The following is a 12,917-nucleotide window of genomic DNA, read 5'->3' on the forward strand; positions in this document are numbered from 1 at the left end:
ATTCCTTTCCTGTCACCAACAACGCCGCCGACACCCTAGGATCGCTGCATGACCGACGAGAGTTCCGTCCCGGTTCCCGCTTCGTTCCAACAGGAACGGCACTGGTACCGGCGCGACCGCACCACCAACGGGACGCGCCGCAACATGGCCTTCGCCGCGCGGTTGGACGCGGAGCTCGACCACGACGCCTTCCAGGCGAGCGTCGCGGAACTGGCCGCCCGGCACGAGGTGCTGCGCACGACGCTCTACGAGGACGGCGGCGAGGTCTGGCAGCGGGTGCACGGCCGGCCCATGGTGTCCTGCGACGTGGTCGACCTGCGCGACCGGCCGGACGGAGCAGCGACCGCGGTCGCGCGCGTGGAAGCGCGGCTGCGCGGTGAGTTCGACCTCGCGCACGGACCACTGGCCACGATCACCCTGTTCCGGCTCACCGAGACCGAGCACCTGCTCGCCATCGTCTGCAACCACGTCGTGGGCGACGGCTGGTCGTTCCGCATCGCCCTCGACGAGCTCGGCGAGCTGTACCGGAGCAGGGCTGCCGGGCGCCCCGCCGCCCTGCCGCCGCTGGCGAGCCAGTACGGCGACTACGCGCGGTGGCAACGGGAGTGGGCCACCAGTGCGGACGCGCGGGAGCACGCGGATTACTGGAAGCGGCTGCTGTACGGGCGGCCGGGGAAGCAACTGCCCCGCCACGCGGAGACCGGCGCGGCAGGCGTCGTCCCGATCGCGCTCGGCACCGAGCTGACCGGGGAGCTGCGTGCCTTCGCGCGGTCGGCCAGAACCACGGTGTTCGTCCTGCTGCTCACGGCTTACGCGATCGAGTTGCGCGACCGCCTCGGCGACGACGACGTGCTCGTCGCGATCGCGGTGGCACGCAGGCAGCGGCCGCAGACCCACCCACTGATCGGGTTCTTCGCAGGCGCGGTGTGCCTGCGGCTGAGCCTCGGCGGCGCCACGACGTTCGCCGAAGCTGTCCGTCGCGTCCACGACGCGAGCATGTCGGCTCTCGCGCACGAGGAGCTCGACCTGACCGCGTACCTGCGCCTCGTCGAACCGGACCGCGACGAGGACGCCGACCCGATCGCCTGCGCCGGCTTCTTCTTCGAACCACCGGTGTCCGGACTGGACTTCGCGGGAATCGGGCTGACGCCGGTCGAACTCGGCCGCGACTTCGTGCCCGGCCAGGTCGAGGCCGCGCTGCACGACGACGGGCAGCGGGTCACCGGCACGCTCAGCTACTCGGCCGGGGTGCTCGGTCAGGATGAGGCGGCGGCGTTCGCGGCGCGGTACCGTGAGCTCCTCGCCACCGCGGCGCACGACCCGAACCAGCGCATTTAGGTCCACTGTGGATGGCGATCAGCCGGGGGACGTCGCGTCGAACAGCTCGACGACCCGGCTTTCCAGGCGGGGTACGATCTCACCGAGCACGAGCCGGGCGAAGTGCGGCGTCTCACGGTGTGCCGCGAGCGCCTCCCGCGACGCGTACCGCTCCAGCAGCACCACCTCGCGCGGGTCGTCCGGCCGCTGGTAGACCACGAAGGACAGCGTGCCCGGCTCGGTCCTGCTGGCCTCGGCGAGCTCCGACAGCAGCGCCATGACGTCGTCGTGCGCGTTGTCCGCGATCGTGTACCGCGCGATCACCTGCAACTCGCCCATGCGGCTCCTTCCGGCGGTGTTCGACTGGGGAAGACCCCCAGTCGAACGGTGGGCAGCGGTCAGTTCGGTGCCAGGTTTTCCCGGCGGTTGACCTCGTCGAGTTGCCCGGCGAACGCCTGCCACCCGGCGGCGACCTCGCGCGCCAAATCGGCCACGGTCGGCGCCCAGTGCGCCGGGACGCTCCGGACCAGCTGATGCCACTCGTGCTTGGTCGGGTGGTAGGAGCTGAGCAGGTGGAGCAACGCGCGCCCGGCGTCGGTGAAGCGCAGCGACGGATCGGCCCGGAGCCGCCCGATGACCGCCGTCATCCGCCCGTGGCGGGCCACGTCTTCCGTTTCGGCGGGAGCCCGCCGGGTCGGCGGTGCGGGTGGCGCGACGTCGAGATCCGCGGCGCTGTCCGCGGTGGCCGGCGCGGGCCGGTCCGCCGGGTCGTGCCGGTTCTCCTCGGACCGCCGAGGGGGCGGCGCCTGATCTGCGTCGAGGCTCAGGCGCCGCCGCACGGCGTGGGCGGTGCTCACGGAGATCCGCGCGGCGGCGGCCACCTGGCGGAGTGAGGCGTGCGGATGTCGCCTGATGATCTCCTCGGCCACCGCGCGGCCGTAGCCGCGCGGTGGCCGGACATGGCCGTCCTGCCCGACCCGGAACGGCGTGTCGGCGAGGTTTCCCGGAAAGGCCTGCCGGATCTTGCCCACGGTCTTGTGCGACAGACCGCTGGTGGCGGCGATCGCCCGGTCCGACCAGTGCGGGTGCGACGCCACGATCCGGGCGGCCGCAGCCTTGCGGTCGGCGAAGGACAAGGGCAGTCCGTGGTTGATGTTCGCCCGCACCGCCTCGACGAAGATCTCCGAAGGCGGGCAACTGATGAACCGCACCGCGATCGTGCGCGCGCCCCGGAGCTCGGCGGCACGCAACCGGTGCAGACCGTCGACCACGACCATTGTCTGGCGGTGCACAAGAATGGGCGGCAACGGATCGCTGCACTCGGCGAGGTACCGCACGTGCCCCTGGTCCTCCCCGGCCTGCCGGGGCGACTCGCGCACCGTCACGTCCGCGATCCGGATCGTCTCGACACCGTCGGGCCCATCCGGACCGGGGCCCGTGAGAGGGTCCGCGCGGCCTGGTGCGAGCCCCGGACCGTCCCCCGCCGACACTGTGTCTAATTCCAAAGCAGCTCCACTCGCCCCGATCGTGATGCGCCCCGACGTCGACGGCCGGGACGTCTTTCCCAGCCTGACCAGCTCACCGGGGCTCGGCAATACCTTTTCCCGTCATCGAAAAGGAGCGGTCAACCTGCGATGTCCTCACCCGTCAGCAGTCGCTCGCCGAGGTGGCTGAGGTGGTGCAGCACCGCGCCACCCCGCCGGCGAGAGGTCGCGAGCCCGGCGTCTCGCAGCACCGCGGCCTGCTTGCTCGCCGTGCCGACCGACACGCCGAGGCGGTCCGCCAGTGCACTGGTCGTGCACGGTGTGGTAAGTGCGGCGAGACACTCCGCCCGGGTCCGGCCAAGCAGGGCGACCAGTTGCCGGGGCACACCGGACGCGCCGGGTTCGGCACCGAAGGGACCTGCCACCGGGTAGACCAGGACCGGCGGGAGTTCGGCGTCGATGAGTGAGACCGGCGCGGAACAGAAGTAGCTGGGGATCAACGTCATCCCGCGGCCCGCGAGGTGCACCGTGCGGGCACGCGGGTAGCTGATCCTGAGCACCTGCCCGTCCCACCCTGCCACTCCGGGAATCCCGACGAGCAGAGCGCCGACCCCGTCGCGGCCGAGGACACGCATCCGCTCGGCCCGGTCGGCCGCGACGGCGGCGAGGACGACGTCCCAGGACGGTGCGACCAACAGGTCGTGGGCGGCCTGGACGGAGTCCACGACGGACTCCAGCTCACTACGGCCACCGGCGGCCAGCTCACGAATCCAGCTGGGGGCAGCGGTGTCGGTGAACGTGGCGGCGAGGTCCTGCCGCAGCCGCCGGCGGCTGGTGCCCAGGATCGCCTCGCAACCGGCCCCGAGGTCGGCGACCGAGGGCGCCGGAGTGAGGAAGTCGGGGAAGTTTCCGGGATACGGCACCAGGCTGAACAGGACCTTCCGCCACCGGTGGGCATCACCCTGCACCTGGCGGCGGACCTGCCGCTGCCAGCGGGAAAGCCGCAGTTCGATGCTCTGGTCGCGCATGCGGTTCAGTGCGAGTGCCAGCTCCCACATCGGGTCGGGATTGGCCGCCAGCCGGACGCGCTGCAGGTCCGCCCGGCCGAAGACAATACGCAAAGTCATGTTCTCTCCCCCCCAGCCGACGTCCTTCGCAAGGAGTACACGCACGAGTGACCCGTACGGTTTGCACGTTCCCGTCCCTGCTCGCGAACGCCCGGCTACAGCGGCTGAGCGGGGATGTCCGCGTACTCCTTGCGAAGGACGTCGAGGATCGGGTGCGCCTCGGCGAACCCGACGCCGTCCACGGCGCTGATCGCCCGGACGCCCACGCCGGCATTGGTGGCGAACGCCGCACCCATGCCGGGCAGCTGACGGAGCGGGACCGGATCCGTGCGGACCGGGCCGCCGTGGACCTCGTTGAGCAACGCCATCGTCACTCCCGGCAGGACTTTCGCCCGCGGCCACACCAAGTGCTCTCCGTCGAAGAACCCGACGTTCCAGGTGGCCCCCTCGGCGACGAACGACCGCTCGTCGATGAACAGCACGTCGTCGAAACCGGCCAGCTGCGCGCGCCGCCGCCGGTCGATCGTGCCGAACAGGCCGACGTGCTTCACCTCCGGCCGCTCCCGCACGTACCGGGCCGCCTGCACCCGCATCGGCGACAGTGCCTCGGCCGGAGCGGGTCGGGTGGTCACCAGAAGGTGCGGTTCGGCCGCCGCTCCGGGATGCGCGAGCTCCAACGCCGGGTCGAACACGGTTACCCGGACTGTTGCCGCCCCTTTCCGCTCACCCAGCGCGTGACGAATCAAATATCGCACCCGTTCGGTGTCCAGGTCCGTTCCGAAAACTATCCGGCAGTCCCGCGACAACCGCTCCAAGTGCAAGGACAACCCCCGCACCCGCCCGTCCGCGACTCGCATGGTGGTGAAGTGGCCGTAGTTCGTCATCGCGAGTGCGCTCAGCTGGATGCGGTCCGCCGGTACTCCGTTCAGCTCCATCAAGTCGGCATCGTCTCGTATCCGCAGCACGGACGAAGCACCGAATTCGCCGCGGCGCTTGTCGAAGTGCTCGTGGAACTCCCGCCACTCGCCCGGGCGCGGTGTTCGTCTTCCGGGCCCAGTAACCCCGGCGTTCGAGGAACGCTTGGTGGTAGGCCGTGACGTCCTCGTGTGGTGCGCCGAGCGTCGCTCGCGCCGAGACCGACCCGGCGCGCCGGTACGGCGGCCGGCCGCGATGATTGCCGCGAGCAGCCCGGGTACCGCGGCCTGCGGGGCGGCCGGACCCGGTCCGGCGGCGGGATCTCGGTCCGGTTCGCGAAGCACTGTTCCTGCGCCGCGACCGTCGGGCGCGAGCCGCCGGCGATCCCGAAGAAGTTGTCCTCCGGCCGCACGTCGGCGACACCGAGCACCCTGCACCGGGCACGGTTGATGGTCTCGCCCACCCACATAGTCGCTCCCCTGTCCCGAAGGCCTGCGGCCGACGCTAGAAGCCGTTGCTCCACAACGGCTTCACTTCCCCTACACGCATCCGTGGAGCGCCGGAACCCGCTGAACGGGAACAAGCCCGGGCCGGGCCAGTTCACGGGCGAACAACCGGATCAACGGGTTCAGGTGGTAGTGACCGCGACGTGCGCGGTCCACCAGCCCGGCGTCGACCAGCTCGTCCAGCGAGTCCTCGGCGTCCCGTACCGAGAGCCGCTGGTCGCCGGCGACATCGCCCGGAGCGACCTCGCCGGTCTCGCCGGCACCGAGGCCTTGGAGCAGGGTGTGCGCCGCCGGACCGGCCACCGGGCCGAGGTGCCGCAACGCGCCGTGACACTGCCGGAACCGGTCCCGGACGGAGATGTCGTCCACGCGCAGTTCGTCCAGCCGCCGGCTCTCCGGGCGGAGGCGGTCGGCCAGTTCGGGCAGCGACCAGTGCCGTGCCTGCAGACGGGCCGCGGCCACCTGCAGCGCCAGCGGCAGATGACCGCACAGTTCCGCCAGTTCCCGCAGCGCACCCGGTTCCGGCTGCCCGCCCACCAGCACACCGAGCAGTTCCTCGGCGTCCGGCGGGCTGAGCGCGGGCAGCCGGACGTGGCGTACCCGGTCGAGCGTCGCCAGCACCCGCCTGCCGGAGATCAGCACGGTGGAGCCGGGACTACCGGTGAGAAACGGACGCGCGTGGGCGGCCGTGGCCACGTCGTCCAGCACCACCAGCACCCGGCGATCCGCGAGCGTCGAGCGCAGGACGGCCGCGGCCTCGTCAGCCGAACCGACCGGCAGATCCACGCCGAACGCCCGCAGCGCCCTCCGGAGCACCTGCCGTTCCACGGCCGCGCTCTCCGCCGCGTAGCCGAAGTTCATGTACAACTGCCCGTCGGGGCACCGTTCCGCCAGTCCCGCGGCCAGCTGCTGCACCAAGACCGACTTCCCGGTGCCCGGCAGCCCCGAGACGGCCACCGCCGCCGGGCTCCCCAGCTGCGCGCACAACTCCTTCGCGAACCGGGTCCGGGCAGCGGGCATCGACGGCGGCACCGGCAACTGCCGCGGCACCGGCCGCGCGGGCGGGCCGTGCCGCGGCGCGGGCGCCGGCAGGCCGTGCCGAATCTCTTCCCGGATCCGGCGGACCTCCGGCCCCGGGCCGACACCCAGCTCGCCGGCGAGCCGTTCGCGCAGCTCGGCAAAGGCGGTCAGCGCCTCCGCAGTCCGGCCGGATCCGGCGAGCGCGCGCATGAGGAGTCCGGTGAACCGTTCCCGCAGGGGATGCCGTCCGACGGCCGCGCACAGCTCGGGAATCAGGGCCGGGGCCTGGCCCAGCCGGAGGCCGATCTCGGCGTGGTCCTCCACGGCCGACAACCGCAGCTCGGTGATGCGGAGCACCTCGGCCATCGGGCCACCCGGCCAGTCGAGGTCTTCCAGCGGTTCGCCACGCCACAACACCAATGCCTGGCGGAGCAGTTCGACGGCAACCGGGTCGTTTCCGGTGCGTGACGCAGCTCGGCCTTGATCCACCAACCGGGCGAAATTCGTCAAGTCGAGCTCATGGTTGTGTACACGCAGTAAGTACCCGGCACTTTGCCTTTCGATGCGGGGTGTGCCCTGCCGATCGGCGCCGAGCAGGCCTCGCAACGAGGAAATGTAGGTTTGCAGGTTTCCCAGCACCGACCGGGGCGGCCGTTCGCCCCACATCGTGTCGATCAGCTCCGGCACACCGACCGGACGGTTGGCCTTGACCAGCAGCATTGCCAGCAGCAGCCGTTGCTTCGGCTTGCCGAGCGCGATCGCCCCGGCCCGGTCCGCACGCACTTCCAGTGCGCCCAGGATACGGTATTCCATCGCGTCATCCCCCGGATCCCCGTTTTGCGTGGCCGTGCGGAATGCACCCACCAGATCGGCGGCCGGCGTCATTCCAGCGCCTCTTCAACCATTCCGCACAAGGCTAGGATGAATCTTGTATCGGCAGGTAGTCCGCGTGTCGGGGTTCGGAGGGAGGAGTGCGCGTGCCCATCGAATTCCGCCTGCTGGGTCCGATCGAAGGCTTCGCCGGGGGCCACCCGCTTTTGCTCGGACACGCCAGGCAGCGCCTGGTGCTGGCTGCACTGCTCGTCGAGGCCAATCACCTGCTCCCGGCCGACAAGCTCATCGACCGAGTGTGGGGAGACCGGCCACCATACAGCGTCCGCAATACGCTGTATGGGTACATTCACCGGCTCCGTCGCGCCCTTTCCGGTACCGCCGGGGTCGACCTGGTCCGGGAATCCGGCGGTTACCGGTTGCTCGTCGCGCCGGTCGCGGTGGACCTGCATCGATTCACCAAGCTGCTCGACGAGGCGTCGCACGCCGAGGGCAGCGCTCGCCTCGCGCTCCTCGGCGAAGGGCTGAGCCTCTGGCGAGGCGAACCCTTCGCCACCGCGGACACGCCGTGGTTCAACACGCTGCGACAGCAGCTGGAGAACAAACGGTTCGCCGTCAACCTGGACCGCATCGACCTGGCGCTGGAGCACGGGCGCTACCGCGACGTCGTCGACGAACTCACCGATCTCAGCGAGGCGCTGCCGCTGAACGAGCGGGTCGCCGGCCAGCACCTGCTCGCGCTGTACCAAGACGGCCGGGCCGCCGAAGCCCTCGCCCGCTACGACCGGCTCCGGCGGCGGCTGGCCGACGAGCTGGGGTGCGATCCCGGGCGCTCGCTGCGCACGCTGCACGAACGCATCCTGCTCGCCGACCCGGTCCTGCTGCCGGGCCGCCGGACCCCCGACCGGCAGCCGGTTCCCCGGCAGCTGCCCGGGCGGCCGAGGCTGTTCACCGGCCGCGCGGCGCAGCTGGCCCTCCTCGACGACGCCCTGCTCGAGGACGAAACCACCGGTGCCACCGCGGTGATTTCGGCGATCGGGGGCAGCGGCGGCGTCGGCAAGACCTGGCTCGCGCTGCACTGGGCACACCGGCACCTCGACCGCTTCCCTGACGGCCAGCTGTACGTGAACCTCCGGGGCTACGGTCCCGGCGCGAAACCCGTCCACCCCACCGAGGCGCTGCACGGATTCCTGGACGCACTGGGGGTGAAGCCGGATTCCGTCCCCGGCGGCCTGGAAGCGCGATCAGCCCTGTTCCGCAGTCTCCTCGCCGAACGGCGGATGCTCCTGCTCCTCGACAACGCCCGCGACGCCGAACAGGTGCGCCCGCTGCTGCCGGGCAGCCCCGGCTGCACGGTGATCGTGACCAGCCGGGAGCAGATGGTCGGCTTGGTCAGCGCGCACGGAGCTCGTCCGGTCCACCTCGACGTGCTGTCCGCTCAGGAGTCCCATGACCTGCTGGCCGCGCGGCTCCCGGCGACGCGGCTGGCTCAGGACCCCGCCGCCGTCTCCGCGCTGGTGACCTACTGCGCGGGGCTCCCGCTCGCCTTGAGCATCGTCGCCGCCCGCGCGGCCGTCGAACCCCACAAGCCGCTCGAAGCGTCCGTCGCGGAGCTCGAGCACGAGAACACCCGGCTGGGCGCGCTCGACGACCCGGATCCGGCGGCGAGCATCCGCGCCGTGCTGTCTGCGTCGTACTCCGCGCTGGAGCCGGCGCTGGCGGAGCTGTTCGGCCTGCTCGGCCTGGCGCCCGGTCCGGACATCAGCACCGCGGCGGCGACCGCGCTGATCGGCGGCGTCGTGGCCGAGGCAGCCGCCGCGTTGTCGGCGCTGGAAAAGGTGTCGCTGGTCCAGCGGCTCGACGGCGACCGCTTCCGCATGCACGACCTGGTCCGGCTCTTCGCCGCCGAGGTCGCCGCGGCCGACGTCCCGCAGCGCCGCCGTACCGCCGCGTCCGCCCGCCTGCGCGATTTCTACCTGCAAACCGGGCATCGGGCCGACCGGCTGCTCGACCCGCACAGCGCCGAGGTGGACCTCGGTACCGCCACGCCCGGTGCGGCGCCGCTGGCGCTGAGCAGCGAGGCGGCCGCCCTACGCTGGCTGGAAGCCGAGCGGTCCAACCTGATCGCCGTGCTGGACCGGTGCGTGCAGGACCGCGACCACGCGGCGGTCTGGCAGCTCGCGTGGGCCATGACGACCTTCAACCTCCGCCGCGGCTTCCTGGCCGACGACGTCGCCGCGTGGGTGGAGGGCCTTCGCGCCGCCCGCAGCCTCGGCGCCTACGCCACCGAAGCCCTTGCGCACCGGATGCTCGCGGACACCTACACCAGGATGGGCCGCCTGGAGGACGCGCTCGCCCACCTCCAGGAAGCGCTCACCCTGGCCGAACGGCACGGCGACGTACCGGCACAGGCCCACGCGCAGATCGTGCTCGCGCAGACCCACGCCACCGGCGGCGACCACCGGCGAGCGATCACCCACGCCAGGACCGCACTTCCCCTGTACCGGCAGCTGGGAAATACGGTGTGGGAGGCGCGGGCGCTGAACCGGATCGGCAGTTACGCCGTTGAGCTCGCCGACTTCGACACGGCGTTGTCCCACTGCCGCAACGCCCTCACGTTGAGCCGCGGCAGCAACGACCGCCGCGGCGAAGCCGACGCGTTGGCCAGCCTGGCTGTGCTCCATGCCCGTCAGGCGGACTACCCCCGCGCGGCCGAGCTCCATCGCCGTGCACTGCACCTTTACACGGAACTCGGCGCCACCTACGAGGAGGCAACGACACTGGAGCGGCTCGGCGCCGTACACGTGCACCTCGGCGAGCACGACCGCGCGAGCAGTGCGTGGCGAGACGCGCTGGAGCTGTACCGCATCCAGGGCCGCCACGAGGACGCCGAACGGGTCACCACCCGGCTCGGCGCCGCGGCAGGACCGGGCTGGTGACGCTGCGAAGCTCAACCCGGGACAGGGCGCAGGATGGGGAACGGCCGGCAGGTCGAAGTGCTCGAACCGGCCGGACCGGATCTCCCAGCGCACCAGCCGGCTCACGCCGCCGCGCTCGTGGGTGAACACCAGCGTCGTGGGTGTCTCCCAGAATGGGGCCGAGGGGATCGCGGTGCTGAGGTCGCAGCCTTCCGGCACCGGGTGTTCCTCCGGTTCGCCGTCGGCGCGTACCGGAACGCGTACAGCCTGCCGGTCCGGTGGGGGACGAAAAACGCCCACGCAGTGGTGCGAGGTTCAAGCGCGGCTCGGCTTCATCGGGGCAGGGTCGGCCACGTCGTCCGGGTGCGACAGCGCCCGGGTGATGGCGTGCCGCCGAGCCATCATGACCAGCCCGGTCACCGTCACGACCGTGCCGAGGGCGAAGAAGTAGACCGGGTGCCCGAGGACCTCGACCACGCGCGCCAGCTGGCTGCCCAGGCCGCCGCCCAGTGCGGCGAACAGCCACCACAACCCCAGCGCCTGCGAAAGGTAGGCCGCCGGTACCACGTCCGCCGTGGCGGCGATCCCCACGGCGGCGATGATCAGCTCGCCGCACGCGTGCAGCAGGTAGACGGCCAACAGCCACCCGACTGAAACCCGTCCGGACGCCGAGGCCAGTGCGGGCACGATCAGCAGCAGGAAACTGCCGCCCGCACACAGCAAGCCGAGTGAGAACTTCAGGGGCAGGCCGCCCATCCGCGGCAGCGCCCACGCCGCCGCCGGAGCGAGGAACAGCACGAACAGCGGGGTCGCCGCGGGCAGCCAGCTGACCGGGACCTCCATGCCGAACAGGGTCCGGTCGGTCAGATCACGGGCGAACAAGGCGAGCACGGAGCCGTCCTGCGCGGCGATCATCCAGAACAACGCCGAACCGGAGAACACCCACAGGAACGCCCGCAGCCGGGTCCTCGCCGCCGGGGCGAGGGCCGAGCCGAGCCTGCGGTAGCCGGCGAACGGGGCGAGCACGCTCGCCAAAGCCACCACGGCGATCGCCCCCGTCACCCCGAACACGATCCAGGCCGCGACCGGCACGACGAGCACCAACGGCGCGAACCACAGCCGGCGGGGCACCGAACCCAGCGGCCGGCCCGGGGCGTCCCCCAGCGGGCCGAGCCTGCGCCCGGCCACCACCAGCTGCACCACGCACACCGCCAGCACGGCCGCCGCGGCCAGGAAGGCCCACTGCCAGCGCACCCGCTCGCCCAGGTAGCCGATGACCAGCGGGGCGAGCAGGGCGCTGGCCTGGATCGAGGTGTAGATCAGCGAGATGCCGGCCTCGCGCCGGGCCCGGTCGCCGAACAGCAGGTTGATCAGCGCGAGGTGGTTGGGCTTGTACAGCCCGGTGCCGGCCGCCACCAGGACCAGGCCGATCGCGGCCCCCGCCCGCGCCGGGAACGCCAGGCACAGGTAACCGGCCATGATGACGACGCCGCCGGCCACCAGCGCCCGGCGCGGTCCCAGGCAACCGGTCGGCCACCCAGCCGCCGGGCAGGGACAGCATGAACATCAGCCCCATCCAGGCGCCGAACAGCGCGGTGGCGTCGGCGCGGTCGAAGCCGAGGCCACCCGCCGCGACGGGCGTGGTGGCGTAGAGCACCAGGATCGCCTGCATTCCGTAGAAGCCGAAGCGTTCCCAGACGTCCGTGAGGTAGAGAGTCGCCAGCCAGCGCCGCGAATCCTTGGCCGGGCGCGTCACGACGCGTAACGCATCTCGGTCGTGGCGAACTCGCGCATGCCCGCGTGGAAGCCGATTTCCGGGCGCCACGAAAGTTCGGCGCGCAGCCGGTCGGCGGAGGCGACGATGTGCCGGACGTCGCCGGGGCGGTACTCCCCCGTGACGACCGGCGCCGGGGTGCCCGCGGCCTCGGTCAGCGCCGTGGCCAGCTGGCCGATCGTGCGGGGTTCGCCGCTGGCCACGTTGAACGCCCGCATCCCCGCGCCCGTCCACCGCAGCGCGGCCAGGTTGGCCGAGACGACGTCGCTCACGTGCACGAAGTCCCGCGTCGGGCCGCCGTCTTCGAACACCCGGGGTGCGCGCCCGGCCCGCACCGCGGACCGGAACGTCGCCGCCACCCCGGAATACGGGCTGTCGTAAGGTATTCCGGGGCCGTACACGTTGTGGTAGCGCAGTGCGACCGCCGCGGCGCCGGTCTCGTTCGCCCAGGCGCCGACGAGGTACTCCTGCGCGAGCTTCGTGACCGCGTAGACGTTGCGCGGCGGGTCCAGCGGGTCGTCCTCCCGCACCGCACTGGCCACCAGCTCGGCACCGCACTCCGGGCAGCGCGGCTCGTACCGGCCCGCGTCCATGTCGGCCCGCGTGCGCCGGGACGGCCGGACCCGCGCGTGCTCGGGGCAGTCGTACCTGCTGTCGCCGTAGATGACGACCGAACTGGCGAGCACGAGCTGCCCGATGTCCCGTCGCGTCATCGCCGCCAGGAGGTTCGCGGTGCCGAGGTCGTTGCACCCGACGTAGCGGGGGCCGTCGAGGATCTCCTTCCCCCGCCCCACCATCGCGGCGTGGTGGCTGACCAGCTCGACACCCCCCAGCACGCGGTCGACGGTGTCCGGGTCCCGCAGGTCGCCGTGCACGAACTCCACCTCTTCCGGGAACACCGGCGGCGCACCGTGCACGAGCGCGTCGACCACCCGGACCTCGTGTCCGTCCTCGACCAGTTTTCCGGCGACCCGTGAGCCGATGAACCCCGCGCCGCCGGTCAGCAGAATCCGCATGGCGCGCACCCTGTCGTGGCCGCGTCCAGAACGGTTCGAGGTCCGCTCGACCCGCCGTTCCTACTGTGC

8 protein-coding genes and 1 pseudogene are annotated in these 12,917 nt (G+C 71.9%); 2 read left to right on the forward strand and 7 right to left on the reverse strand.

From position 1 onward, the window contains the following. Positions 1-48: 48 nt before the first annotated feature. Positions 49-1,338 (forward strand): condensation domain-containing protein, encoded by a 1,290-nt coding sequence (locus Q5425_RS07035; protein ID WP_308671272.1) that lies wholly within the window; start codon positions 49-51, stop codon positions 1,336-1,338. 18 nt (positions 1,339-1,356) lie between these two features. On the opposite strand, the gene Q5425_RS07040 is transcribed toward Q5425_RS07035, so the two are convergent. The 5 genes from Q5425_RS07040 to Q5425_RS07060 all read right to left on the reverse strand — a co-directional run bounded on the left by Q5425_RS07040 (position 1,357) and on the right by Q5425_RS07060 (position 7,122). Beyond that, on the reverse strand, positions 1,357-1,656 hold the full coding sequence (locus Q5425_RS07040) for a putative quinol monooxygenase (RefSeq protein ID WP_308671273.1): 300 nt from the start codon (positions 1,654-1,656) through the stop codon (positions 1,357-1,359). Positions 1,657-1,715: 59 nt separating this feature from the next. Further along, a complete protein-coding gene (locus Q5425_RS07045) occupies positions 1,716-2,702 on the reverse strand; it encodes a ParB/RepB/Spo0J family partition protein (protein WP_308671274.1) in 987 nt (328 codons plus the stop codon). Positions 2,703-2,941: 239 nt separating this feature from the next. Continuing rightward, positions 2,942-3,928: a helix-turn-helix domain-containing protein gene (locus Q5425_RS07050; RefSeq protein ID WP_308671275.1), complete on the reverse strand. Its 987-nt coding sequence runs from the start codon at positions 3,926-3,928 to the stop codon at positions 2,942-2,944. 95 nt (positions 3,929-4,023) lie between these two features. After that, positions 4,024-4,803: an aminotransferase class IV family protein gene (locus tag Q5425_RS07055; protein ID WP_308671435.1), complete on the reverse strand. Its 780-nt coding sequence runs from the start codon at positions 4,801-4,803 to the stop codon at positions 4,024-4,026. Positions 4,804-5,322: 519 nt separating this feature from the next. Further along, on the reverse strand, positions 5,323-7,122 hold the full coding sequence (locus tag Q5425_RS07060) for a BTAD domain-containing putative transcriptional regulator (RefSeq protein WP_308671276.1): 1,800 nt from the start codon (positions 7,120-7,122) through the stop codon (positions 5,323-5,325). 164 nt (positions 7,123-7,286) lie between these two features. Here Q5425_RS07060 and Q5425_RS07065 point away from each other — a divergent pair, with 164 nt between their 5' ends. After that, complete coding sequence (locus tag Q5425_RS07065) at positions 7,287-10,079, forward strand: BTAD domain-containing putative transcriptional regulator (protein WP_308671277.1); 2,793 nt, start codon at positions 7,287-7,289, stop codon at positions 10,077-10,079. 294 nt (positions 10,080-10,373) lie between these two features. Here Q5425_RS07065 and Q5425_RS07070 read toward each other — a convergent pair. Together Q5425_RS07070 and Q5425_RS07075 are read right to left on the reverse strand one after the other, a co-directional pair. Next, positions 10,374-11,588 (reverse strand): annotated as a pseudogene (locus Q5425_RS07070) (peptide MFS transporter); the annotation flags it as partial. 222 nt (positions 11,589-11,810) lie between these two features. Continuing rightward, positions 11,811-12,848 carry an NAD-dependent epimerase/dehydratase family protein gene (locus tag Q5425_RS07075; protein WP_308671278.1) on the reverse strand — a complete coding sequence of 346 codons (1,038 nt, stop codon included), beginning with the start codon at positions 12,846-12,848 and terminating at the stop codon, positions 11,811-11,813. Positions 12,849-12,917 lie beyond the last annotated feature (69 nt).

The sequence above is a fragment of the Amycolatopsis sp. A133 genome, from assembly GCF_031082405.1.
Lineage (GTDB): Bacteria > Actinomycetota > Actinomycetes > Mycobacteriales > Pseudonocardiaceae > Amycolatopsis.

What these genes read in the sequence shown, in the direction of transcription:
- Q5425_RS07075 (WP_308671278.1), bottom strand. Translation starts at nt 12,848, where the DNA reads ATGCGGATTCTGCTGACCGGCGGCGCGGGGTTCATCGGCTCACGGGTC.
- Q5425_RS07050 (WP_308671275.1), bottom strand. Translation starts at nt 3,928, where the DNA reads ATGACTTTGCGTATTGTCTTCGGCCGGGCGGACCTGCAGCGCGTCCGG.
- Q5425_RS07055 (WP_308671435.1), bottom strand. Translation starts at nt 4,803, where the DNA reads ATGGAGCTGAACGGAGTACCGGCGGACCGCATCCAGCTGAGCGCACTC.
- Q5425_RS07040 (WP_308671273.1), bottom strand. Translation starts at nt 1,656, where the DNA reads ATGGGCGAGTTGCAGGTGATCGCGCGGTACACGATCGCGGACAACGCG.
- Q5425_RS07035 (WP_308671272.1), top strand. Translation starts at nt 49, where the DNA reads ATGACCGACGAGAGTTCCGTCCCGGTTCCCGCTTCGTTCCAACAGGAA.
- Q5425_RS07060 (WP_308671276.1), bottom strand. Translation starts at nt 7,122, where the DNA reads ATGGAATACCGTATCCTGGGCGCACTGGAAGTGCGTGCGGACCGGGCC.